Origin of the sequence: uncultured Sphingobacterium sp., assembly GCF_964277905.1 — a bacterium.
GTDB lineage: Bacteria > Bacteroidota > Bacteroidia > Sphingobacteriales > Sphingobacteriaceae > Sphingobacterium > Sphingobacterium siyangense.
The window spans coordinates 313,284-338,641 of the sequence record NZ_CAXYKD010000024.1 but is presented as its reverse complement, the minus strand read 5'-3'; the positions used below and the strand labels follow the sequence as shown (position 1 = coordinate 338,641).

The 25,358-nt window shown below is 38.8% G+C and carries 26 protein-coding genes; 17 read left to right on the top strand and 9 right to left on the bottom strand.

The genetic code is table 11. The features are described 5' to 3' along the window. Window positions 1–220: 220 nt before the first annotated feature. From ACHWSC_RS11390 to ACHWSC_RS11370, 5 genes are all read right to left on the bottom strand, one after another. Window positions 221–589, bottom strand: a complete 369-nt coding sequence (locus tag ACHWSC_RS11390; protein ID WP_145328250.1) for a hypothetical protein — start codon at window positions 587–589, stop codon at window positions 221–223. A gap of 151 nt (window positions 590–740) precedes the next feature. After that, the gene (lpxK, locus tag ACHWSC_RS11385; RefSeq protein WP_394676846.1) at window positions 741–1,790 is read right to left on the bottom strand and encodes a tetraacyldisaccharide 4'-kinase; all 1,050 of its coding nucleotides are present in this window, start codon (window positions 1,788–1,790) and stop codon (window positions 741–743) included. After that, a complete protein-coding gene (locus tag ACHWSC_RS11380; protein ID WP_394676845.1) occupies window positions 1,787–2,257 on the bottom strand; it encodes a gliding motility lipoprotein GldH in 471 nt (156 codons plus the stop codon). Before ACHWSC_RS11380 ends, lpxK begins: the two co-directional genes overlap by 4 nt. Before the next feature lie 52 nt (window positions 2,258–2,309). After that, complete coding sequence (locus ACHWSC_RS11375; RefSeq protein WP_201666936.1) at window positions 2,310–3,686, bottom strand: regulatory iron-sulfur-containing complex subunit RicT; 1,377 nt, start codon at window positions 3,684–3,686, stop codon at window positions 2,310–2,312. A 6-nt stretch (window positions 3,687–3,692) separates the two neighbouring features. Next, window positions 3,693–4,838, bottom strand: a complete 1,146-nt coding sequence (locus ACHWSC_RS11370; RefSeq protein ID WP_201666935.1) for an ATP-binding protein — start codon at window positions 4,836–4,838, stop codon at window positions 3,693–3,695. Between the two features lie 209 nt (window positions 4,839–5,047). On the opposite strand from ACHWSC_RS11370, the gene dnaN reads away from it, so the two are divergent. The 9 genes from dnaN (at window position 5,048) to ACHWSC_RS11325 (ending at window position 12,254) form a co-directional block, all read left to right on the top strand. Beyond that, entirely contained in the window at window positions 5,048–6,169 is a 1,122-nt protein-coding gene (gene dnaN, locus ACHWSC_RS11365) for a DNA polymerase III subunit beta (protein ID WP_088159749.1), read from the top strand. Between the two features lie 13 nt (window positions 6,170–6,182). Beyond that, entirely contained in the window at window positions 6,183–6,845 is a 663-nt protein-coding gene (locus tag ACHWSC_RS11360) for a DedA family protein (RefSeq protein WP_075990435.1), read from the top strand. 27 nt (window positions 6,846–6,872) lie between these two features. Further along, window positions 6,873–7,520, top strand: coding sequence for a DedA family protein (locus ACHWSC_RS11355; RefSeq protein ID WP_394676844.1), 648 nt, complete (start codon window positions 6,873–6,875; stop codon window positions 7,518–7,520). 171 nt (window positions 7,521–7,691) lie between these two features. Then, on the top strand, window positions 7,692–8,264 hold the full coding sequence (locus tag ACHWSC_RS11350; RefSeq protein WP_394676843.1) for a CAP domain-containing protein: 573 nt from the start codon (window positions 7,692–7,694) through the stop codon (window positions 8,262–8,264). An 84-nt stretch (window positions 8,265–8,348) separates the two neighbouring features. Then, window positions 8,349–9,224: a YicC/YloC family endoribonuclease gene (locus tag ACHWSC_RS11345; protein WP_083663423.1), complete on the top strand. Its 876-nt coding sequence runs from the start codon at window positions 8,349–8,351 to the stop codon at window positions 9,222–9,224. A gap of 2 nt (window positions 9,225–9,226) precedes the next feature. After that, on the top strand, window positions 9,227–9,796 hold the full coding sequence (gene gmk / locus ACHWSC_RS11340; protein ID WP_075990439.1) for a guanylate kinase: 570 nt from the start codon (window positions 9,227–9,229) through the stop codon (window positions 9,794–9,796). Between the two features lie 4 nt (window positions 9,797–9,800). Continuing rightward, on the top strand, window positions 9,801–10,376 hold the full coding sequence (gene nadD, locus ACHWSC_RS11335) for a nicotinate (nicotinamide) nucleotide adenylyltransferase (protein WP_075990440.1): 576 nt from the start codon (window positions 9,801–9,803) through the stop codon (window positions 10,374–10,376). Between the two features lie 222 nt (window positions 10,377–10,598). Further along, window positions 10,599–11,354, top strand: coding sequence for a hypothetical protein (locus ACHWSC_RS11330; RefSeq protein WP_394676842.1), 756 nt, complete (start codon window positions 10,599–10,601; stop codon window positions 11,352–11,354). 60 nt (window positions 11,355–11,414) lie between these two features. Further along, on the top strand, window positions 11,415–12,254 hold the full coding sequence (locus tag ACHWSC_RS11325; RefSeq protein WP_394676841.1) for a formylglycine-generating enzyme family protein: 840 nt from the start codon (window positions 11,415–11,417) through the stop codon (window positions 12,252–12,254). Between the two features lie 26 nt (window positions 12,255–12,280). Here ACHWSC_RS11325 and ACHWSC_RS11320 read toward each other — a convergent pair whose 3' ends face one another. The 3 genes from ACHWSC_RS11320 to kduI are packed head-to-tail and all read right to left on the bottom strand — an operon-like array spanning window position 12,281 to window position 15,019. Further along, the gene (locus ACHWSC_RS11320; RefSeq protein WP_394676869.1) at window positions 12,281–13,045 is read right to left on the bottom strand and encodes an SDR family oxidoreductase; all 765 of its coding nucleotides are present in this window, start codon (window positions 13,043–13,045) and stop codon (window positions 12,281–12,283) included. Window positions 13,046–13,050: 5 nt separating this feature from the next. Next, window positions 13,051–14,172 carry a DUF4861 family protein gene (locus ACHWSC_RS11315; RefSeq protein ID WP_394676840.1) on the bottom strand — a complete coding sequence of 374 codons (1,122 nt, stop codon included), beginning with the start codon at window positions 14,170–14,172 and terminating at the stop codon, window positions 13,051–13,053. Window position 14,173: 1 nt separating this feature from the next. Beyond that, window positions 14,174–15,019 (bottom strand): 5-dehydro-4-deoxy-D-glucuronate isomerase, encoded by an 846-nt coding sequence (gene kduI / locus ACHWSC_RS11310; RefSeq protein WP_120335649.1) that lies wholly within the window; start codon window positions 15,017–15,019, stop codon window positions 14,174–14,176. 541 nt (window positions 15,020–15,560) lie between these two features. Here kduI and surE point away from each other — a divergent pair. From surE to ACHWSC_RS11270, 8 genes are all read left to right on the top strand, one after another. Beyond that, window positions 15,561–16,361 carry a 5'/3'-nucleotidase SurE gene (gene surE / locus ACHWSC_RS11305; protein ID WP_075990445.1) on the top strand — a complete coding sequence of 267 codons (801 nt, stop codon included), beginning with the start codon at window positions 15,561–15,563 and terminating at the stop codon, window positions 16,359–16,361. Then, entirely contained in the window at window positions 16,351–16,611 is a 261-nt protein-coding gene (locus ACHWSC_RS11300; RefSeq protein WP_075990446.1) for a hypothetical protein, read from the top strand. The genes surE and ACHWSC_RS11300 overlap by 11 nt, the downstream gene beginning before the upstream one ends. Window positions 16,612–16,659: 48 nt before the next feature. Further along, window positions 16,660–17,529 carry a menaquinone biosynthesis family protein gene (locus tag ACHWSC_RS11295; RefSeq protein WP_088159757.1) on the top strand — a complete coding sequence of 290 codons (870 nt, stop codon included), beginning with the start codon at window positions 16,660–16,662 and terminating at the stop codon, window positions 17,527–17,529. 257 nt (window positions 17,530–17,786) lie between these two features. Continuing rightward, entirely contained in the window at window positions 17,787–21,074 is a 3,288-nt protein-coding gene (gene secA / locus ACHWSC_RS11290; RefSeq protein WP_075990447.1) for a preprotein translocase subunit SecA, read from the top strand. Window positions 21,075–21,094: 20 nt separating this feature from the next. After that, window positions 21,095–21,553 (top strand): SPOR domain-containing protein, encoded by a 459-nt coding sequence (locus tag ACHWSC_RS11285; protein WP_286735545.1) that lies wholly within the window; start codon window positions 21,095–21,097, stop codon window positions 21,551–21,553. A 13-nt stretch (window positions 21,554–21,566) separates the two neighbouring features. Then, window positions 21,567–22,757, top strand: coding sequence for a M20 family metallopeptidase (locus tag ACHWSC_RS11280; protein ID WP_075994568.1), 1,191 nt, complete (start codon window positions 21,567–21,569; stop codon window positions 22,755–22,757). Between the two features lie 7 nt (window positions 22,758–22,764). Then, window positions 22,765–23,343 (top strand): thiamine diphosphokinase, encoded by a 579-nt coding sequence (locus ACHWSC_RS11275; protein WP_394676839.1) that lies wholly within the window; start codon window positions 22,765–22,767, stop codon window positions 23,341–23,343. Further along, window positions 23,340–23,843 (top strand): GNAT family N-acetyltransferase, encoded by a 504-nt coding sequence (locus ACHWSC_RS11270; protein ID WP_394676838.1) that lies wholly within the window; start codon window positions 23,340–23,342, stop codon window positions 23,841–23,843. Before ACHWSC_RS11275 ends, ACHWSC_RS11270 begins: the two co-directional genes overlap by 4 nt. Here the strand turns inward: ACHWSC_RS11270 and ACHWSC_RS11265 are convergent. Then, window positions 23,840–25,144 (bottom strand): M20/M25/M40 family metallo-hydrolase, encoded by a 1,305-nt coding sequence (locus tag ACHWSC_RS11265; protein ID WP_394676837.1) that lies wholly within the window; start codon window positions 25,142–25,144, stop codon window positions 23,840–23,842. The two genes, ACHWSC_RS11270 and ACHWSC_RS11265, sit on opposite strands and share 4 nt — an antisense overlap. Between the last annotated feature and the right edge of the window lie 214 nt (window positions 25,145–25,358).

Sequence of the window (25,358 nt, the reverse complement as noted above, 5' to 3'; positions counted from 1 at the left end):
ACTTTAACAAAGTTTTAACATTAACTAATTGTAATTCATTGAAATACGGGTTTTGATATGTGATGTGAAATGCGAAAATTGATGATATCGCTGTTATTGCACTGTTAACAGGATCGATAAAGTTAGACGAGCTTAATTGTGATGACAACGTCAGAATAGAACTGAACGTGAAATAAAAAAGGCCTTGTCAAAAAACAAGGCCTTTTCTAAGATAGCTTTATTAATTGTCGGAACGTTTAGACATTCTTTCTTTCATTTTTTCTTGCTGTTCGTCAAATAGCTTAGCTTGGTCAGGAGTAAGCCATGATTTGATTTTGGTTGTTTGTATCTCCTGAAGCTGCTTAAATTTTTCCATACTCGCTTTTCGATCTCCACCATCATTTCGAAGAGCAGCCCGTTGTTGAGCCTGACTTAATGTAAGGTTATAGATCGAATCTTTTTGCGTTTGATTGAGGCTTAATAATTTGTCTAAATGCTCTACGCGCATTTTAGCTTGTTCTTCAGGACTACGTTGCTGACGTTGTTGGGCAAAAACTCCTGTAGCACTTAAAAATAGACAAGCTACTGCCATTAAAATTTTCTTTTTCATCTTTGTATAGTTTATATCATGAGTGCCGAATATCGGGTATACACTCAATTTGTTCATTATAGACAGAGCGAAAACTTTTGAGATTCTCTGTTTACATATAGAATATAAATTTGATGAAAAAGTTTAGTATAGCATCTGATCTTAACAAAATTTAAGGTTGATTAACACTTTGAGCCACTGCATCATATAACCTTTCATGGAATATTTCCTGTTGGATAGGGTCGTGAAATTGAAGACCGATCGGCAGATAAGCCAAATCAATTGCAATAAATTGCTGTTTAAAAGGTTTTAGTCTCTGAAAGTCCTTTTCAGTTGTCAATACGATCTTGTTTTTGCTCGCCAGATTGTGGTAAGATTTTGCAATTTGATTGATATCCGATTCAGTAAAAGAATGATGATCTTCAAAGGAAATGTGTTGGATTGAATTGGCTTTATTTTGGAGATAATCTACTAAGGGTTGAGGTTTAGCAATACCCGTAACCAAAATAATGTCTTTGCCTTTGATATTGATTAGATTTCCTTTACCATTGATGGGTTCAAGATAGTCGATGTAGCTAAATACTATTAAAGCTTCTTTGTTATAATACCTGATTTTGTTTTCTATCCGTTTTTTTTGCTCATTAGAAATATCAATAGGACATTTCGTAATTACTATGATCTGTGCGCGTTTGGCCTCCAAAAGGAGATCCCTAAAGTTTCCTGTGGGAAATACGAGCATAGGGTGAGAAAATGATAAAAAATCAAATAATAATATATTGAAAAGAGGTGATAATTTTCGGTGTTGATAAGCGTCGTCCAGAATAATAAGTTGATGAGTTGACTGAAGTTTTTCAATTCCAGTACAACGATCCTCACAGACTGCAACAGTGACAGCCGGAAATTTATTTTTGAACTGTAAGGGCTCATCACCTACATCCATAGCTGATGAATCCGTCTGTACCAGATAAAACCCCTTGGTGCTGCGTCCATACCCCCGACTGAGTATTGCCGTTTTAAAGTGATCTTTAAGGCTGGATACCACAAATTCAGTCATTGGGCTTTTCCCTGTCCCACCTACGGCAAGATTTCCTATAACAACGGTTGGAATGTCGAACGACCGCGAGGGAAGCAGCTTAAGATCATATAATCTATTTCTTATCCACACCACAAGGGCATAGATGATGGTAAAAGGAAATAATAGATATCGTAGTAAGCGTATCATTTTGGAACAACGGTTAACCCTACATCTGTGATTTCTTTCAACGGATTTTCTTTCATGTTCTGTTCGATGGAAATCGTATAAATTCCTGTATCAGGAAATAGGTAATCTTTATGGATGATGGATTGATTGTTATACAAGCTGCCAGAAGATTTTCCGAGCCATTTCCCATCCGGTCTGGCCATTTTTATTTCTTTACGATAAGTATATTGTTTTTTACCTGGGCCTCGTTGATAAATAAGTACAAAAAGATTGGAAAAAGCATATTCTGTTGTATGACGGACATCCATCAATACATCATATCGTTTGGTTTTGTCGTCGATATGAAATTGAAAACTAGGCGGTGATGTATTCAGCCAAGCTTTATTATCAATGGGTTTATTTTCATTTATGACAAAAGTTTGGTCACAAGAATACCCTATGCCAATACATAACAAACCAATAAGGAAGGGAGAGCTTTTGAGTTTCATGTTTATTTATAAAAAGAATATGCCTAATGGGTTAAAATTAGGCATATTTTTTTTATTCTGCTTTCGGTGCAGCATTGTTGTTATTACCTTTGTTTTTATTCCGATGGCGATTAAAACGCTTTTTTGGTCTGTTATTAGATCCTTCTTTATTCTCTTTATTCGCGCTTGGAGCTACAGCATCAGTCGAAATCTGAGGTTTAGCACTTTGTCTAGGTGTACTTTGTTCGGACTTCTCAGTTTTTTGTCCAGCCTTACTTTCAGGTTTGACAGTATTGCTTTTGGATTTTCTTTTTTTCTTTCTTTTATTCCGGTCATCAAGTCGAGTTAAGCTATCTTGTCCGACTACATTTTCGTAATCGTAATTGATATTTTTCTCTTCTCTGACTTCATCGTTATCTACTGCACTCGAAATTGCTTCCGGTTTGATCCCCTGCTTATTCATTTCGACAAACTCTTTGACTTGTTGAACGGGAATGGCGATCCAATTTTCAGCTCCAGGAAAAGAGAACCACATCATTTTCTTGAAAATATCGGTCTTTTGAAGATAAGCAACTCCTTTTAGCGTTTCGATGCGGTCGATATTATTTGGGATGTCTTTTAAAGCATCCATGTAACTATCTAATTCATAATTGAGACAGCATTTTAATTTTCCGCATTGTCCCGCTAGCTTTAACGTATTCAAAGAAAGATTTTGATAACGTGCGGCCGACGTGGATACTGTTTTGAAATCCGTTAGCCAGGTTGAACAGCAGAGTTCGCGGCCACAGGAACCGATTCCACCGAGGCGGCTAGCTTCTTGTCGCATACCTATCTGGCGCATTTCAATGCGTATTCTGAAAGCTTCAGCCATTTTTTTGATAAGCTCACGGAAATCCACGCGGCCCTCAGCAGTGTAGTAGAAGGTAGCTTTGGTTTTATCACCCTGGTAGTCAACATCAGAAATCTTCATGGACAAACCTAGGTCCAAAGCCAGTTTACGTGCTTTGTGCATAGTTTCCCATTCGAGATCTTTTGCTGCATTATACTTCTCTACATCCATTTCATTGGGCTTCCGATAGATTTTTTTAGTTACCGTTTCTGGGGTAACATTGTTCTTTTTTAATTGTAGTCTGACCAATTCACCCGTTAAGGAGACATGTCCGACATCATAGCCACCAGTAGAGGGTTCTACAACGACCATTTCCCCCATTTCAAGGTAGGTATTGTCTACATTAATAAAGAAATCTTTTCGTGATCCCTTGAATCGTACTTCGACGATATTAAATGGTTTATAGTTTGAAGGCATATCCATATCGGAAAGCCAGTCATATACATCTAATTTATTACATCCGCTAGTCATGCAAGAGCCATTGTTCTGACATCCTGCTGGTGTACCATTTGTCGTGGTAGTACCGCAACCTCCGCCGGATGAGCAACTGCCACATCCCATAGTTTTCTATATTATATATTGAGTTCCTTTCGGAAACGTTTTGTACTTGTATATTAATGTTAACTGCAAAGATAAATCTAAAAATAATATTTTGGGATTTGCATTTCTTTCTACAAAATAATGTGTTTCCTCAAATAGATTTATTGTTGCTTCAATTTGTTCAACGGTATAGTGTACGGCAAATTTTTGGACAAAATCCAATTCTTTGGCCGGTAAGAATACGAGACTGGAAAGCCCTTCTTTTATTAATATAATCTGACGCATCATATTAATTGCATAAAAAAGAAAGCTTTTTTGGTTTTCTCGCCCCATTTTTGAGAGCTCTTCTTCTACTAGGGAAATCATATTGGTCCCTGCGTCCGAAACGATGAAGCGCAGCCAGTTTACCAAAATGCCAAAATGATTATTTGTTTGCGACTGGATTTGATTCATTGCTTCTTGTAGGTTTCCATCCGCAATAAAAGCAATTTCAGCTGATTCTTGATCCGAAAGATGATGTACGCTTTTTAGATGTTGTGCGATCTCCATGTGATCCAACTTCTTTATTTTGACCAATTGCGTACGTGATATGATTGTATTTAATATTTTGTCCTGATTTTCTGCAACCAGAATAAAGAGCGTTTTTTCGGGTGGTTCTTCGATTAACTTTAACAGCGCATTGCCTTGTGTGTCCAGGTATTCGGGCAGCCACATAATTAAAACCTTATATTCAGCTTCGAAGGATTTGAGACTTAGTTTTTTGATGATACCATGCGCCTCGGCAATATTGATATTGACCTGTTTGTTGTCCGCATCCAATTGATTGCGCCAATATTCCAATCCCATGTACGGATTGGATAAAAAAGATTTTCGCCAGCTGTCCGCATAATCGGATGCCGTATCTTCCTTATGTTTGGCTATGAAAGGATAAGACATGTGGAGATCGGGATGGATCAGCTTATTATATTTTCGACAAGAGGGGCATTCGCCACAACTGTCGGTTGACTGTCGGTTTTCACAATTCAAAAACTGTGCATAAGCATAGGCTAATGCAAGGCTACCGGAGCCCTCAGGACCAAGAAATAATTGCGCATGACTCACACGATTTTCATGAACCGTGCGAACTAAATGTTCTTTGATGTCTTTGTGGCCAATGATCTCTTTAAACTGCATACACTACTGCTATTATACAAATGTAATAAATATTGTGATTTATCGGGCCGAATTTGCTTTCTATACTTTTGGCGCTGTGCTTATTAATTGAAATACAATTGCTTATTTGAACGATCGAAATCTCTTTATGTGGAAAGAAAGCGGCCTATAAAACTGAAAAATATTGATTAATTTGTGTATTATTGCACATAATAATTAGTATTCAGGAAATGAGATTCATTGTATCAACATCAATTTTATTAAAGCAGTTACAAGCTATCAATGGCGCATCCAGTACAAGTACTGTTTTGCCTATCTTGGAAAACTTTCTTTTTGAAATAAAAGACAATAACTTGACTATTTCTGCTACGGATCTGCAAACTAGTATGGTTACTTCCTTACAGATCGAAGCAAAAGAAGAGGGAAGAGTAGCCATGCCTTCGAAGATTTTGATCGAGACGTTAAAAACCTTACCAGATCAGCCAGTAGCATTTTCAGTAGATATGAATACCTTGGCTATTGAGATCAGTGCAGGTGATGGAAAATATAAATTGAGTGGAGAGAATGCCGACGATTTCCCTAAAATTCCTTCAATCGATAACGGGTCAGTTATTCAGATGCCAGCTCCTATTTTGTCAGAAGCGATCAGTAAAACAATCTTTGCGGTCAGTAACGACGAATTGAGACCTGCAATGTCCGGTGTTTTGGTGCAATTAGCTGAAAAGAATGTGACTTTTGTCTCTACCGATGCGCACAAATTGGTGCGTTATTCGAGAACTGATATTGGTGCTGAGAAACCGGCATCACTTATTTTGCCGAAAAAGGCACTTTCATTGCTCAAATCGTCGCTACCATCCGATGATGTTACAGTATCGATAGAATATAATCAAACCAATGCGTTCTTTAGCTTTGGCAACATTAATTTGATCTGTCGTTTGATTGATGAACGTTACCCAGATTATGCTGCTGTAATCCCTCAAGTCAACCCTAACAAGTTAACTGTAGATCGATTATTGTTTTTAAATACCTTGAGACGGGTGGTGATTTTTGCTAATAAAACAACCCATCAGGTTCGTCTTAAGATCTCAGGAAGTGAATTGCATATCTCTGCAGAAGATTTAGATTTCTCTAATGAAGCGCATGAACGCTTGTCCTGTCAATTTGAAGGGGATGATATGGAAATCGGTTTTAACGCCAAATTCCTCGTGGAGATGTTAAATAACTTAGAGAGTGAAGAAGTTGTTTTGGAGATGAGTACGCCAAATCGTGCCGGTTTATTGATTCCGGCCGTATCTGAAGATCATGAAGATATTTTGATGTTGGTGATGCCTGTTATGTTAAACAACGCTTAATCTTCGTCAGGATTTGGAACTAATTACGCATCTTATAGACTTTATTCTCCATATTGATAAACATTTGGTTGAAATAGTCAATGATTATCAGACTTGGACGTACCTTATTCTGTTTCTTATTATTTTTGTAGAAACGGGAGTGGTTGTGATGCCTTTTTTACCTGGAGATTCTTTGTTGTTCGCGGCGGGCATGCTAGCCGCACAACCAAATGATCTTAACGTATGGTTGATGATTCTCATTTTATTGGTAGCAGCGGTTTCTGGGGATTCCTTAAACTATGCTATTGGTAAGAATTTTGGTATGCGCCTAACGAAATTTAAGCTATTTGGTAAGCAGGTAGTCAAAGATGAGCAAATTGCCAAGACTCATTCTTTTTATGAGAAATATGGCAGTAAAACAATCGTTATCGCTCGATTTGTACCTATCGTACGTACCTTGGCGCCTTTCGTTGGGGGGATTGGAAAGATGAATTATGGTACCTTCATTACGTATAATGTCGTAGGAGCTGTCTTGTGGGTGGGTGGTATAACCCTCGCAGGATATTTTTTAGGAAATATTCCGATTATCAGAGATAATTTCTCGAAGGTCGTATTGATCATTATTTTTATATCGATATTACCAATAATCTTCGAGCTTATTAAAGAAAAGATAAAAACTAAAAAGGGAATCCAATAAGATTCCCTTTTTTTATAGATCAAAAAAATGGAAATCATTTCACAGTTTATTGATTTTATATTGCATATCGACCAGCATCTTTTGCAACTGATCAATAGTTATGAAAACTGGACTTATCTGATTTTGTTTTTAATCATTTTTGCGGAGACAGGACTTGTTTTTACCCCATTTCTTCCTGGTGATTCAGTTTTATTTGCCCTGGGTGCGATAATTGCCCACCCCGATTGTCCGCTTTCGTTGCCACTATTTATGGTCATCTTAGTTTTCGCCGCTATTTCCGGGGATTTCGTGAATTATGAAATTGGTAAATATGTTGGAATCCGTGTTTTTAAGCCAGGGTCAAGGATATTTAAGCCGACTTACCTGCAAAAAACACAGGATTTTTATGCGAAACATGGAACGAGGACCATTATTTATGCGCGATTTGTGCCCATTGTTAGAACTTTTGCGCCATTTGTAGCCGGTATTGGTAAAATGCCGTATAGGATCTTTGGAAAATATAATTTAATTGGCGGTATATTATGGGTTTCATTGTTTATGCTTGCAGGTTATTTTTTTGGACAGCTGCCATTCTTTAAGCATAATTTCTCCCTTGTTATTCTGGCCGTTATCTTTATTAGCCTAATACCCATGCTTATACAATTTCTGACTACAAATAAATCAAAAAAAGATTAAACGTTGCATACTAAATATGGTCTTTTAGGGTTAAAGGATTGATACGAAATATTCCTATTGAAAAAGTACAGGTACTGTGCCCAAATGTATTTTGGACGCGATAAAATTAAGTTAAGCGGACAAGATCATCTGGATATTTCGTAAGGTCATTGAAGAAGAGATTATTTACGTATGAACTATTTGGTTTTAGCATTTACCCTGCTTTTTACACAGTCTATTTTTGCCCAACGTGTGGTTGTCGATCATGGTCAAGCCATCGAGGCCTATGAGCTATTGAACAAAATTCGTACAAATCCCGAAAAGTATAAGAAGGAGCTGAAGCTTTTTAATCTACAGAAGATTAAACGAACCAAACTCAATTGGAATAACCAGTTGGCCGAGGTTGCAGTTTATCGTGCAAAAGATATGGCTAAACGTTCTTATTTTGACCATGCCTCACCTGAGGGCTATGGACCGAACTATTTCATTGACGAGGCAGGATATCAGCTTAATCCGGCATGGCTGTCAAAACGAAATGCAAACAATTTTGAGTCCATTGCGGCCAACCGATCCAGTGCTACCGCTGGCATTAAGGCCTTAATTATTGGAAAGGAAGCTCCGGGTTATCATCATCGTACCCATTTATTGGGCATGGATCAATGGAACGCTTCGCTATATGATATTGGGATTGGTTATGTTGAATGCAAAGGTGCCAAACCTTATGAAAGTTACTTAGTAGTTATCATCGCTAAACACGATTGGTAAATAAAAAGAAAGGTAATTTGGCTAGTATCAGCAATTAATCGATACAGTGTATTTAATTTTTACTGAAAAGTCATACCTTTGCATATGATAAAATCCATGACAGGATATGGCACAGCTTCCGCTGATAACGGTAAAGTTAAATATAGTGTCGAAATAAAGTCCTTAAATTCAAAATTCCTTGAATTAAATCTTCGTTTGCCCAAAGTTGTTTCGGACAAAGAATTGACCCTGCGTACTGAAAGTAGCAAACTTATTGAACGTGGTAAAGTTAACATGAATGTAACGGTTGAATATACGGATCAAACTGCGAAGGCGTCTTCCATTAATGCTGATTTACTCAAAAAATATTATAGTCAATTACAGCAGATTGCTGTAGAACTCAACGATACGAATGTCAACCTGTTTGAACTCGCATTAAATATGCCTGAGGTAATCACGAATAATGATGATTCGGTTGATGATGAGGAGTCTAAGGTATTGATGGATGCTTTTTATGATGCCGTCAAACGTTTTAATACATTTCGTGAAGATGAGGGAAATGTACTTGCTGGAGACTTAAAAAAGCGGGCTGAACTTATTTTAGTTTACCTTGCTGAGGTAGAGGCTTTGGAAGTAGAGCGTATACCATTAATCAGACAGCGTATCGAGCAATTTTTGAATGATACGGTAGGTAAAGAAAATGTCGATCAAAATCGATTTGAGCAAGAACTTGTTTACTACATCGACAAATTGGATGTGACTGAGGAGAAAGTGAGATTGCGCGCCCATTGCAACTACTTTTTAAAAGCGTTTGATTCAGCCGATTCAAATGGTAAAAAATTAGGTTTTATTTCACAAGAAATGGGTAGAGAAATCAATACCCTTGGTTCTAAAGCCAATCATGCCGGAATCCAACAGATTGTGGTTAGAATGAAAGAAGAATTAGAAAAAATAAAAGAGCAATTGCTCAACGTATTATAAGGATGAGCGGTAAATTAATTATATTCTCGGCCCCATCAGGAGCGGGTAAAACAACAATAGTAAGAGATCTTTTAAGTAAACATGGCGATAAAATAGAGTTTTCCATTTCGGCGAGTACCCGTGACCCTAGAGGACAGGAAGTAGACGGAAAAGATTATTATTTTATGTCAAAGGAGGAGTTCCTACATAAGGTAGCTAAACAGGAGTTCATCGAGTTTGAAGAAGTATATTCAGGAACATTTTACGGGACTTTGCGTTCAGAAATTGAACGTATTTGGAAAGAAGGTAAACATGTTATATTTGATATCGATGTGGTTGGTGGACTACGTTTGAAATCAAAATTTCCAGAACAGGCAATTTCTATTTTCGTACAGCCACCTTCATTGGAGGTGCTTAAGGAGCGTTTGACAGGACGTGGAACGGATTCAGAAGAAAAATTGAAGGAACGTTTTGCCAAAGCTGAACTGGAACTTACCTATGCTAATAAATTTGATGTCATATTGAATAACTTTGATTTAGCTACTGCATGTGCCGAAGCTGAAGAAATTGTTATGGGATTTATCAATAAATAAGTCCATGCGAAAAATTGGTCTGTATTTTGGTTCTTTTAATCCGGTGCACATAGGACACCTGATCATCGCTAATTATATGGCCAGTTTCACTGAATTGGATGAAGTTTGGTTTGTGGTCTCTCCTCAAAATCCATTTAAGAAGAAATCTACATTGGCAGATCCCTATGATCGTCTGGAGATGTTAAATCTGGCTTTGGAGGGTGCTGAACACCTGCGGGTAACAGATATTGAATTCCATTTACCAATACCGTCATATACGATAGATACGCTCACCCATTTAAAAGCAAAATATCCCAATCGTGAATTTGTGCTCCTTATGGGAGAAGATAGTTTGGAATCTTTGGAAAAATGGAAAAATGCGGATATTATCTTACGTGACTACCAGATTTATGTCTATCCACGTCCTGGATATGATGGTGGAAAGCTTAAAGATCATCCTTCAATCACCATCACAGCTACACCATTGATGGAATTGTCTTCTACCTTTTTGCGAAAGGCAATCAAGGAAAATAAAAATATTCAATTTTTTGTACCACAAAAGGTGATAGAGTTTATCGATAAGAAAGGTTTATATTCTTGATATAGACAAAAGTAAAAGAAATATAGTATCCCTGGGTTTTATTAAATCCGGGGATTTTTGTTAGGAGCAGAGGGGATTCATTACAAAAAGGAATTATTGTATTTAGAAATCATTGCAATTAGGAAAAGGCAGATCGGGGCGAAAGGAAGTTCTATATAATAAAGAGGAATAATTTTTGTAGCAGTAATTTCTTTATTTTTAAAAGATATTAAATCATACGATATGAAAAGGGGACTTTTATTTTTTATTTCTTTCCTGTGTTGGGCAGGTGTTTTTGCACAAACGAATCCGGAGGATGACGAGAGTCTTTTTATGGATCCTGCTGCTATCGAAGTGCGGAACAAAATGACCATCCCGCCCTATGGTTTGGACAAAGTAAAGGCGTTAATCGCAAAAATAATTCCCGAAGAAGATAAAGAAACGACCGATGCTGGAACAAATGCAATTTCGGCTACTGATTTTAAAAAGCTATCCCTGCGCGAAAAGTTTACCTATACCATGATTCACGCAGAACTATATGCACAGAATTGCGCTATACCTGAATACCAAACGCAGATCGACAAAAAAATCTTTGGCACCTTATTGGACGGTTTTAATGAGTCATCCTGGTCGCAAAGACAGACCGATTTTTTGCAGGAGAATAGGGATTCAGTAATCAAACTTATCCAGGAATCTGTTATCCGAAGCAAACGGATGGGGGTAAATTATAAGCATGCCCTAGTGGAACTAAACGGTTGGCAAATGATTCCTTTTATTATTGATTATGCCAAGAAGACACCGAAAGACAAAGATGCCCTGACCTTATTGATGTTACTGATGAAACGAGGTGAATATAGTGAATTTATAAAGTCTACATCTTTTAAAAAGTTATATGGAGAAAATAGCAATTATTACTCCTATCTAAATTACAATAAAGAAAATGAGGCGCTGATCTTTAGTCGGGCGCTTAAATATTACGAAGAGAAAAAAAGCAAGTAGTGCAGTTGGATTTTTAGTATTCTAAACTTCAAATTTGTATTATAACAAACGGCAAGGAGAATGAGGAAATTACTCTATTTGATGGGATTGATTGTTTTACATCTCCAATGTGAAGCCCAAGCTGGAAACTATATCCAAATTCCAGCCGGAGACTATCATTTGGGTGATACAGCTAGCCTAGACAATCCCAAAAGAGTTGTAAAAGTTGAATCGTTTTGGATCGCTAAGTTTGAGCTGACAAATGCTGAATTTGAGAAATTCGTTCAAGCAACAGGCTATAAAACATTAGCAGAACGCTATCACAACGCTATGGTCTTTGAGCCTGGCTTGGCGGAGTTTCGTTGGCTACAGGATAGTACAGCCTATTGGCGCTTTCCGAATGGTGTAAGTCGTGGCGGCATTGAGGCTAAGATGAACCATCCAGTTACCTGTATCTCCTATAAAGATGTGCTGGCATATTGTACATGGGCAAACTGTAGATTACCCTCTTTTGACGAATGGGAGGTGGCGGCCAGAGCTGGTAGCGAAGGCTATTATTTTGAAGGTTTCAGTAAAGAGAATATGGGTGAATATGCAAATGTATGGCATGGAAGAGATCATTTGAAAGCGGATTATTCTGATGGCTATCTGTATACTTCTCCTGTCGGAAAATTCAAACCCAATCCATGGGGGCTTTATGACATCTTTGGAAATGTCTTTGAATTTTGTACCGGAAAGCTTGAAAGAGATGGTGATCGCTCTATTGCCCATGCCCGAGGGGGCTCCTGGTGGTGTAGTAAAAATAGCTGTGCTGCATTTAATACGGTCTATATAGGATCAGTTAGTCCCAATGCATCTTTTAGTAATCTGGGGTTTAGAATTGTAAAAAAAGTCTTTACCCCTTCGGATAAAGACTCTTAAAACAAACTCATCTTAAAGGTTGATTGTTATCTTCCCATCCAGCCACCATCCACTGTAAGGATGGTTCCATGTACATAGTCAGAAGCTTTTGAAGCGAGGAATACAGCTGGCCCCTTAAAATCTTCTGGAGTTCCCCAGCGACCTGCAGGTATACGGTCCAAAATGGACTTAGAGCGTTCAGGGTCGTCCCTAAGTGCCTCGGTATTATCCGTGGCGATATATCCTGGAGCAAATCCGTTTACGTTGACACCTTTGGAAGCCCACTCATTCGCAAAAGCCTTTACCAAAGATCCTACAGCACCTTTTGAAGCGGCATATCCCGGAACATTGATACCACCTTGGAAAGTTAACAAAGATGCTGTAAATACGATCTTTCCAGTTCCACGTGAAATCATGTCCTTTCCAATTTCACGTGTTAATATAAATTGCGCATTTTGATTGATCTCGATAATTTCGTCCCAATATTCATCTGGATGCTCGGCAGCAGGTTTACGAAGGATATTTCCAGCATTGTTAAACAGGATGTCAATCGTCGGATGCGCTGATTTTACTTTTTCGATAAATTTGTAAAGCTCTGTCCGTTTAGAGAAATCACACTGATAGGCATAGAAATTTTTGCCTAATGCTTTTACGGATTTTTCTACTGCAGAGCCTTCAGTTTCCAATGACGCTGAAACGCCGATAATATCTGCTCCGGCTTCAGCCAATGCTTCGGCAATTGACTTGCCAATTCCTCTTTTGCAGCCTGTTACCAAGGCTACTTTCCCACTTAAGTCAAAAGATTGCAGTATGGACATTATTTTGAATATTTTATTGTTAATGGTTGATCTAAATTATTTTTAAATGTTTTTACATAAGACTGCCATTGCTCAAAACTACCTATTTTACCCGCTTTATTGAACGCAGCCCCCGCAAAATAAACCAGTGGTTTATCATTTTTGACGGTGGTTGCCAGTAAAAATTGTTCTGGACTATCTTTGAATACATATTTTACTTTTGGTAGGATAACCGCAGTTCCAGTAATTTTATCTCCTTCTGCAGGTTCCCAATACGCTAAAATGCCATTCTTTACATCATTTAGAATTTGAGGTTTTTCCTCTTTTCTTTTAGCGATTCCCACAACAATTGGTGTAGCGGCTGAAGTTGTATTTTTGATGGAATAGCTTATTTTGTTCAATTGACTCCCAGCATCTAAGGAAACAGTCTTTTCAACCTGTAGCTGCTGACCCTTTACATTCTCCGGTTCATAGATAAGTTTGAATGTGGAGCGCAGCGGACCATTGTCCAATACCTCGTATTGGCGATAATGCTTATGGTAAACAACCTGTTCGTCAATAAAGGGGGTTGCATCACCAACACCTAAGGTCTGTCCGACGGAATAATAATCTAATCCTTTGCCATGATCGGCATGATAATCACCGGTTTTATACCATTCGTCAACAACAAGGTCATTGCTACGTTTTGCCCAGAAGTCAAAACCCTGTGCGTCCTCAGAGCTACCTTCTAAAGCCTTTCCATAGGCTCTAAAAGCCGCAATATCGTTTTCCCATGCAAAGTCATCTTTGCGTTCGGGGACGTATCTTGCATAGGTCTTGGAAGCAATAGTTGTGGGTTTATTCCCATTTACCCCGAAGGTTGTTGAACTTTTAGGAGCAACGGTTATTTGGATTAAAATATTTTGTGCCGTCGGTTTTCCTAGTTTTTCAAGTTGATAGGCCAGTTCCTTTTTGTCCTTATCCACAATCGTAAATACACTGTTTTTCAAGTCGAAGTGTTTCTCGAATGTTGTATAAGGGATACTGATCAACTCTGTTCTTGCGCTAGCGGAAGAGTTGTTTACAGTAATGGTTTTGTTGTTCTGCGCAAAAGCAAGTGTTGAAAGTCCTAGCGCTAAACTCAATACGAGTGTTTTTTTCATATTACTTCAATTCTGTGATGGCACATTTGTCCATATCGTCATAATCTAAATTTTCACCCGCCATTCCCCATATAAAGGTGTAATTGGAAGTTCCAGCTCCGGAGTGAATTGACCATGGTGGAGAAATTACAGCCTGATCGTTGTGCATCCAAATATGGCGGGTCTCATCGATGGGTCCCATAAAATGTGATACCGCCTGTCCCTCTGGTAATTCAAAATAAAAATAGACTTCCATACGACGATCGTGGGTATGGGATGGCATTGTATTCCATACAGAGCCCGGTTTTAACTCGGTCATTCCCATCTGTAATTGGCAGGTTTGTACCACTTTGTTCAATAACATCTGGTTGATTGTACGGTGGTTAGCTGTTTCTAATGAACCCAATTCTATTTTATTTGCATCTTCTTTCGTTACCTTTTTAGTTGGGTAGCTGCAATGTGCAGGTGTAGAGTTTAAATAGAATTTTGCAGGCTGTGCGGCGTCCTTGCTTGAAAAATAAACCTCTTGAGCACCCTGTCCGATATAAAGGGCTTCTTTGGTATTGAGATCATAAGTAATGCCGTCAACTTCAACTTGACCGTTCCCACCGACATTGATAATACCCAACTCTCTTCTAGAAAGGAAGTAAGGTTCTTTTAATAACGCGGGAATGGTATCTAATTTGATTTTTGAGCTTACAGGCATTGCTCCACCAGCCATATAGCGATCATAGTGGGTATAGACAAAATTAATTTTGTCTGCTTCAAAAACTGTTTCAATTAGAAAATTCTCCCTTAACCCTTGTGTATCTAAAGTTTTGTATTCCTTTGGCCCTATTGCATAACGGGATTCAAAATTAATGCTCATAACTGAATTATTATCTTTGTTTGTCTGTTTGAATGCTAAATTTAGGGCTAATATTTGTCAATAACGATACAATCTTACGCAAACGATGTCGTAGTGATCGGTGGTAAATCATACCCCTACCAAATTATACCTAATAACGATATTTAACCAATGTTTAGACAGTGATTAATCAGTGTTTATTCAGTCGTTACTGAGCAAGCACTGAACAATCACTGAACGAGCACTGAACAAGCACTGTTAAAATGTATAACTTGGTTACCATCTCATCTTCGTTTGCTGCACCTAAACTCATCACTCCCTTGCAGCTCCTCTGTGTTCGTTTGAACTCCTGTTTCCACAGTCGCTTATGCTGTTTGCCATGTCCTAATGAGCGACCTTTACAGATAATAATTGCCTGTTGTGTCAATATTATTTACATCTCGGTTTCAGATTTACTAACTTCGTATATGGTAAAGAAGAAATCCTCATATTCTAAAAGCATAAACACAGATGGAGAGAACTAGGGATTCCTGATGACCTTTAAAAAAGAAATTATTTACATATGAAACCCAATATTTTAGTTGTTAATGACGACGGTATCACAGCGCCGGGGATTAAGGTGTTGTTAGAGGAGATGCAGAAAATCGGAAATGTAGTTGTCGTTGCTCCTGATTCGGCGCAATCTGGAATGGGGCATGCCATTACACTTGGTAGACCGCTACGTTTGGATAAAATCAATTTATATGAAGGGGTTGAAATGTATCAGTGTTCAGGAACACCGGTAGATTGTGTGAAACTTGCGGTGAATAAAGTTTTTAAAGGACAAAAGCCAGATATATGCGTCTCGGGAATCAATCATGGGCTCAACAATTCAATCAATGTTTTGTATTCCGGTACGATGTCTGCTGCGGTAGAAGGGGCTATTGAAGGGATTCCTTCTGTTGGTTTTTCGCTCGATAACTTTTCCCATGATGCGGATTTTAGCTATTGTAGACCTTACGTGATTTCTATTGCCGAACAGGTGCTGGCGAATGGTCTTCCTAAAAATACATTGCTGAATGTTAATTTTCCGCAAACAGCAGGTTTTAAAGGTATTAAAATTTGTAGACAGGCAGGCGGGCATTGGGTAGAAGAATTTGATGAACGCATTGATCCGCACAATCGCGATTATTATTGGACAACGGGTAAATTTGTCTTGCAGGACAGGGGGGAAGATACCGATAGTTTTGCATTGGCCAATGGTTATGTATCTGTCGTTCCGACACAGTTCGATATGACGGCACATCACGCTATCCCAGAATTGAATTCATGGAGCTTTGATCATCTGGGAAATACAAGGGGAGACGATAAACGTGAAAAATAATCTTTGGATAGGATTGGGTATCGGTACTGTATCTCCAGTATTGGCTCATATTTTAGTACGTTTTACGGATCTTGAACTTCATTTTTTACCCGAGAAACCCATGGCTATCTATACCATAGCCGTATTGGTTAATTTAGTGCTTTTACGTTTTGCATATCGATCGGGGAACGATCATCTCGGAAAAGGAATTATTGCCAGTACTTTTTTGGCAATGATACTCTATCTGATAACGCATAGAATTACGGTTTGATTAAAATTCATAAATCCCATCTGACGGATGGGGAAAATTTTGTACAACATGAAATTAACATTAGGATTTTCTCCATGTCCAAACGATACATTTATTTTTGATGCATTGATTCATCATAAGATAGATACCAAAGGACTGGATTTTGAGGTGGAATATCAAGATGTGGAGACCTTGAACTTGAAAGCTTTTCAAGGCGATCTTGACATCACCAAGCTGAGCTATCATGCCTTTGCCTACGCGGTTGAAGATTATGAACTGCTCGATGCAGGTAGTGCTTTAGGATTTGGTGTAGGGCCTATGCTGATTACGAAGGATCCGAAATTAGCGAAATTACTTCAGCAAAAATTAGAAAGAGCTGAAAGCCTGGAGGGATTCGATCAATTGAAAGTGGGGTATCCAGGAAAATATACAACCGCTAACTTTTTATTGAGCTTGGCATTCCCCGAATTAAAAAATAAAGTAGAACTTGTTTTTTCGGATATTGAGGGAGCCTTACTCGATGGATCCATTGATTTGGGATTGATTATTCATGAAAATAGATTCACTTATGCTGAAAAAGGACTGCATAAAGTCGTGGATCTGGGGGAGTACTGGGAGAAGACGACAAAATTTCCGATTCCTCTTGGCGGAATTGTCGTAAAACGTAGTTTGCCACAAGAGGTGAAGGATACGTTGAATACAATTTTAAAGGAAAGTGTAGAATTCGCATTTGCCAATCCGAAATCTGGACTTGAATTTATTCGTGCGCATGCACAGGAAATGAGTGAAGAGGTGATGTACAAGCATATTGAACTTTATGTCAATAAATATTCAGTAGAGTTGGGGCTTGAAGGACGTGATGCGATTACGAAGATGTTTGAAAAGGCGCAGGAACTGGGATTCATTCCGCAATCAGACCAAAAGTTGTTTTTATCATAATCAGCTGACGGATTAGAGGCATATATTACCCAGAAAAACTTCACGTAAAGGTAGCGTAAAAGGGGATAAATATATATAGGATTCTTGCTGGCTGAAAGGAACTGACATTTTCAATAAAAATAACGTAAAAAAAATGGGTGTAAGCTGTTAGATATCATATCTAATAACTAAATTTGCCCGATTAGTGTCAAATTGTCTGCAATTTTACTTTGGAGTCATTATTGTACAAAATCTTAAGTTGAGATAGAAAAAAAATTATGTTAAAGTTTTTAAGTAAATTATTTGGAAGTAAATCCGAGAGAGATATCAAGGGAATTCAGCCTGTGGTAGACCAAATCAAAGCTGAATATGAGAAGCTTTCAAATCTAACCAATGACGAGTTACGTGCCAAGACCGTTGATTTCAAAGAAAGAATTAAAAATTACCTAGCAGATATTGACCAAGAAATTGATACGCTTAAAAAAGAAGCGGATCAAGACGAGGACGATATGGCAAAGAAAACTTCTATTTACGAGCAAGTGGACAAATTGTCCAAAGACCGTGACAAGAAGTTGGAAGAGGTATTGAAGGATATTTTACCGGAGGCATTTGCTGTGGTAAAAGAAACTTCAAGACGTTTGACAGAAAACGAAGAATTAGAAGTTACTGCCAACGATTTTGACAGAGAATTGGCTGTTTACAAATCAAACGTTATCATCAATGGTGATAAGGCGATTTGGAAAAACAAATGGATGGCTGCAGGTACTGAGGTCACTTGGAACATGGTACACTATGATGTCCAGTTAATCGGTGGTATTGTATTGCACAGCGGTAAAATTGCCGAGATGGCAACGGGTGAGGGTAAAACGTTGGTAGGAACATTACCGACCTATCTAAATGCTCTTTCTGGTCAAGGAGTACACATCGTAACGGTGAATGATTACCTTGCTCGTCGTGACTCGGAGTGGAATGCACCGTTATTTGAGTTCCACGGGCTATCTGTTGACTGTATCGATAAACATCAACCAAATTCCCCGCAACGTCGTAAAGCTTATCAATCGGATATCGTATATGGTACGAATAATGAGTTTGGCTTCGATTATCTACGTGATAATATGGTTCAGACTCCAGATGCATTGGTGCAAGGAAAATTACACTTTGCCATGGTCGATGAGGTTGACTCTGTATTGATTGATGATGCGCGTACACCATTAATTATCTCAGGTCCGATTCCTCGTGGCGATCAACACGAATTCTACCAATTAAAACCGCGTATCGAACGTTTGGTACATGTACAGAAAGCTTACATCAATACAGTCTTGAATGATGCTAAAAAAGCGTTGGCGGCAGGAGATTCTGATGTTGAAGGCGGAGGTTTAGCATTGTTAAGAGCTTATAGAGGTTTACCTAAAAATAAAGCATTAATCAAGTTCTTAAGCGAAGGTGCTAATCGTTCTATCTTACAAAAAGTAGAAAACTACTATATGCAAGAGCAAAATAAAAATATGCCTAAAGTAGATGCAGAACTTTATTTTGTGATTGATGAAAAGAATAATCAAGTAGAATTGACAGAAAAAGGTATCGAGTTGATTACAGCAACAGGTGAAGATCCTTCATTCTTTATTTTACCGGATGTTGGTACTGAGATTGCCGAAATTGAAAAGTCTTCTTTGACTTTGGAAGAAAAGGCAGCTCAGAAAGAAGACATGCTGCGCGATTATTCAATTAAAGCAGAGCGTATTCACTCGATTAACCAGCTGTTAAAAGCATATACCTTGTTTGAAAATGATGTTGAATATATCGTTGATGAAGGTAAAGTGAAAATTGTTGATGAGCAAACAGGTCGTATCATGGATGGCCGCCGTTACTCAGATGGTTTGCACCAGGCGATCGAAGCGAAAGAGAATGTGAAAGTAGAAGATGCAACACAAACTTACGCAACGATTACACTGCAAAATTACTTCCGTATGTACCACAAGCTTTCGGGTATGACAGGTACAGCGTCGACGGAGGCCGGTGAGCTTTGGGAAATTTACAAACTTGATGTGGTCGAAATTCCGACGAATCGTGTTGCACAACGTGATGACCGTCAGGATCTGATTTATCGTACGGCACGTGAAAAATACAATGCAGTAGCTGAAGAAATTCAACGATTGACAGATGCGGGACGTCCAGTATTGGTTGGTACGACATCGGTTGAAATTTCGGAGTTATTGAGCCGTATGCTTCAATTGCGTAAGATCAAACATAATGTATTAAATGCGAAGTTACACCAAAAAGAAGCTGATATCGTAGCTGAAGCTGGACGCCCAGGACAAGTAACCATCGCGACAAACATGGCTGGTCGTGGTACGGATATTAAATTGACCGAAGAAGTTAAAAATGCTGGCGGTCTTGCAATTATCGGTACCGAAAGACACGAATCTCGTCGTGTTGACCGTCAGTTACGTGGTCGTGCAGGTCGTCAGGGAGACCCGGGTTCTTCGCAATTCTTCGTTTCTTTGGAAGATAACTTGATGCGTTTATTTGCCTCAGAGAGAATCTCTAACATCATGGTGAAAATGGGTGTTGAAGAAGGCGAAGTGATGCAACATAGTATGTTGACTAAATCCATCGAACGTGCACAACGTAAAGTGGAGGAGAATAACTTTGGTATCCGTAAACGTCTATTGGAATACGATGATGTCATGAATTCACAACGTACTGTAATCTATTCGAAGCGTAAAAACGCTTTGTTTGGAGAACGTTTGGATGTGGATTTGAACAACATGATTTTTGATGTAGCCGAAGAAATTGTCGTTGAAGCAAAAGAGCAAGGTAACTATGAAGATTTCCAAATCGAAGTAATCCGTATTTTTGCGATTACACCAGAAATTACTGCGGAAGAATTTGCGCAAGGCAAAATTGAAGGCTTGACCGATCGTCTATTTGAGCATGCAATTAATGCTTACCACCATAAAATTGAAGCCGTTGGCGCTTTGACAGTTCCTGTATTGAATAATGTGTATGCGGAAAGAGGTCAAATTGTCGAAAATGTCGTTATTCCATTTACTGATGGTATCCGTGGCATTCAAGTGTCGGCAAATTTGAAAAAAGCGATCGAAAGCAATGGTAAAGAAGTTTTCAAATCTTTTGAAAAAGGAATCGTATTAGCATTAATCGACGAGGCTTGGAAAGAGCACTTGCGTGAAATGGATGATTTGAAACAATCCGTTCAAAATGCTGTTTATGAACAAAAGGATCCGATTATCATTTATAAAATGGAGGCATTTGATTTGTTTAAATCGATGTTGGCTTCCATGAATAAAGATGTCGTTAGCTTTATTTTCAAAGGAGAGATTCCAGGTCAAGAACCGACTTCTATGCAAGCGAGACAAGTACAGCAGGCTCCAGTGAAAACTGTTGAAAGTAAAGCTGAATTGGCTTCGCCTACAGGTGTGAGTGAGGAAGATGTGAATGAGGGTGCAAAAGAACCTGTTCGTAACGAGAATACTGTGGGACGCAATGACGAATGTCCTTGTGGTTCAGGAAAAAAATATAAAAATTGCCACGGCGCAAATAACTAATCGATAAGAAAGGTTAAACTATGCTGAAGAGAGGATTGATTTTCATACATGCACTTGTGTTGTTTGCGCTAGTTCAGGTGAACGCACAAGAAAAAGGTGGAGTAATTGTAACCAAAGATTCATTGATTACACAGCTTCAAAATTTCAGGGCAGTTATGGGGATCAATCCTGTCGAAAGCAAAACGACAGTAGTTCCTTCTAAACCCGTCGTACGCTCAGCGGCAACGCGGGTCAAAGTAAGGGGATTCCGTGTACAGATCTTCGCTGGATCAAATCGGAATCAGGCATTTTCGGAGCAGACACGTTTCCGAAGCATGTATAAAGATATTGATACCTATATCACCTATGATGAACCCAATTATCGCGTTAAGGTAGGAGATTTTAGAAGTCGTTCAGAAGCAAATGCCTTCATGCGCGAGTTGCGTCAATATTTTAGCAACGTCTTTGTTTTTTCAGAGAACGTTTTTGTATATCAATAAATCAATCAACCTTATGGCAAGTACGAAAGAAAAAGTCCTGGCCTTAGCTCATCAATATTTTGAAGATACGGTTTCCAATCGTAGACATCTTCATCAGAATCCTGAACTTTCCTTCGAAGAATACAATACCTCGGCATTTGTAAAAGCGCAATTGGATGAATTGGGAATTCCTTATGAGGCTAAAGCCGATACGGGTATTGTCGCTTTAATCAAAGGTGACCTACCATCAGATGAAGTTATTGCATTACGCGCAGATATGGATGCTTTACCAATCCAAGAAGTGGAGGGCCGTTCATATGGGTCCAAGAATCCTGGAGTGATGCATGCCTGTGGTCATGATGTACATACCTCTTCTCTTCTGGGGACAGCTAAAATATTGAATAGCCTGAAAGCCGAATTTGGAGGAACGATCAAATTGATCTTCCAGCCCGGTGAGGAGCGCTTGCCAGGAGGAGCTTCCTTAATGATCAAAGAGGGCGCTTTGCAAAACCCAGCTCCTTCGGCCATAATAGGCCAGCATGTGATGCCTTTTATCGAGGTGGGTAAGGTTGGTTTCCGAGAGGGAAAATACATGGCCTCCTGCGATGAACTGTTTATGACAGTCAAAGGTAGGGGCGGGCATGGTGCACATCCGCACCAAAATATTGATCCAATTGTTATTACAGCACAGATCATTACCGCTTTGCAACAGATCGCTAGTCGATTTGCAGATCCACGTACCCCAACGGTGTTATCTTTTGGAAAGATTATAGCCAATGGAGCGACAAATATTATTCCTGATCAGGTATATCTGGAAGGTACATTTCGCACATTTGACGAGGAGTGGCGTGCTGAGGCGCATGAGAGAATGGTGAAAATTGCTGTCGGCATTGCTGAAAGTATGGGGGCAATTTGCGAATTTGAGGTCCGTAAAGGATACCCTTTTTTAATAAACGAACCTCAATTGACTAAAAATGCACGCACTTTTGCAGAAGAATATCTTGGTAAGGAAAATGTTGTAGACTTAGATCTATGGCCTGCCGCGGAGGATTTTTCCTATTATTCACAAGAAATTAATGCTTGTTTCTATCGTTTGGGTACAGGTAATGCAGCGCGAGGGATCTCTTCAGCTGTTCATACGCCTACCTTTGATGTGGATGAAAGCTCGTTGGAGATCAGTACGGGATTGATGGCATACATTACCTTGCGTAGGCTCGGTTATTAAAATATATATGTCATCTCATCATATTGTCCGCGAAAATCAGGAACCCGCATTACTGATTGAAGATCTTTTCCTTATCGATGAAGAGAACTTGGGACAGCTGCTGGAATGGAGCCCAACTATTGTAATTGAGGCGGAAACCATCGATTTATTGGATGCGCGTGGTTATAAGTTCGATATCGTTTTTACAAAAAAATCCATTAACGATTCACAGGAAAATTTAAAGGTAATTTCCTATGATAATGATTTTCTAAAGACGGCTATAGAATACCTTATAGCACATCAATATACAGCGGTGAATATCGTTTCGGATCAGTTGGATTTATGCTATTATCGGCCCTATCTTGAGCAGATTAATATTGTCCTTTTCTCGAAAGGAATTCGTTATTATTTTGTGACAACAGGTTTTACAAAATGGAAGCCGGCAGGGGAAAGAATCCGAATTGAGGGACTTGATGCGGATGAAAAAAATACGCACGAAGGCTTGATTAAAATTGGTGACAACGAATACGAAATGGAAAAAGACGGCCTATTTGCCCTTAAATTTTCCCATGTAAAATACATTTTAATAGGAGAAAAGATCGCATGATAACAATAGAATTGGCAGAACAAAGCGATATCAGAAGCATTTCCAATATGGCGCATATTATTTGGCCAGTTACTTATGGAGAGATACTTTCACAGGACCAAATTGACTTTATGCTGGAAAAAAGCTATACCATTGAAGGACTTGCAGAAAGCATGGTTAATGGCCAATTTTTCTATATTTTGAAAGAAGATGGTATCGGACAGGGATTTATTGCCTTGAGGACTCTTGAAGATCGCGTCCGTATTGAAAAGCTCTACTTGATGCCTAACGTTCAAGGAAAAGGTTTCGGAAAGGCGCTGATAGACTTCGCTTCAGAAAAAACACGATTAAAAGGTAAAGGTATTCTTCTTGAACTGAATGTAAATAGAAATAACCCTGCTTACCATTTCTATTTAAAGCAGGGCTTTGAGGTCATTGAAACTATTGATATTCCTTATTATGATTATGTGCTAAACGACTATGTTATGCAAAAGGAAGTCAAAGCTTCAGATGTTTCTTAATCTTTTAGTTTTTCGACGCGGGAAGGTGTTTGTCTACCTTCTACAATTCCCGAGGTACCTATCGCGATCGCTTCTATACTGGAAATAATGTTCTGGACGTTTAGCGTAGATACCTCATCTTTTACGGTGTGGTAGTATTCATCCTTGTCCATCTGAGAGGTTGAGAACGAATGTGCCGGAACTCCCTTGGCCGCTAATACTGCATTGTCGCTACGGTAAAACAGATTCTGTTTGGTATAAGGATCTGGGTAGAATTTGAAGGTTGTATTTTTCAGATTCTCCTGCATCAATTCACCAAGATTGGATTGATCATATCCTGTGATATATACCGTATTGGGGCCGAATTTTGAATCTTTTCCAATCATTTCCATATTGATCATCGCGACTACCTGGTCCGCATTGATATGGTTGGAAAAATATTTTGAGCCATACATGCCAAGCTCTTCTGCGGTAAAGGCGACAAAAATAAGGGTCCTTTCATTTTTATTCTGTTTTTTGTAGTAATCTGCCAGGGTCAACATCGCTGTTACGCCGGAGGCATCATCATCGGCTCCGTTGGCAATAGAATCTTGACCCACTGCCGGAAGAATGCCAATATGATCGTAATGTCCCGAAAAGATAACGTACTCGTTCGGTTTACTTTTTCCGGGAATAATTCCCGCCACATTAAACAAGGGGAAATTTTGAAGTTTCCGTTCAATATGAATCTGAAATGTTTTGGGCTTTTCCGCTGTCAAAAGGTAAACAATCGACGGTTTTTGTTTGGTGGATTCCTCTATAAATTTTGGAGCGTTAAGCATTTGACCGAAACGTACAAAATAGCTTTCAAAGGAAGGATCTACCAAGACAAGTGTATTTTCTTTGGCCAGTGAATGTTCTCTAAATACCTTCGCAAAATCATCGCCCGATTTTATTTCGACGATGTTAAGGCTACTTTGATTATCCCACTGTAAATCCACATGGTTTCCAAGTGAAATAATATGGTCAGCTGCAATAACCTGCTTATTGATGGTTGCGGATTTGCTTACCGGAGAGATTTTATCCAATTGAAATGTTTGCCTATAATTTTGTTCTGCGTAGGGGGTCAGGCCTATTCTTTTCATTTCAGCAGCGATAAAATCTGCAGCAGGTTCGATGTCTTTTGTCAAAGCAGATCTCCCACGCATATCGTCGGCGGCTAAGGTATTGAGTATACGGCTCACATCTTGGCGTTCCTGTGCGGAAATGACTTGCTGTCCATAAGTTACTGCCGAGAGTGCTAGTAAAGATAAAGACAGTATAATTTTAGGTATTGAATTCATATAAAGCTTAGTAAAGTCTGGGTGAAGATAAGGAAAATTCTACAAGCGAATTGTGCATGCAAAAAACTTCCTAAAATGATCCAGACAAAATGATGCGAAGATAGGGAAATCCCGTCTAGCATTTCTAACGCCGTTAATACACTAAAAATTGAGGCTATTTTATGCTATTCTCACGAACAATGACTGATTTTGAGCGTCCATGAAAGCGAACACT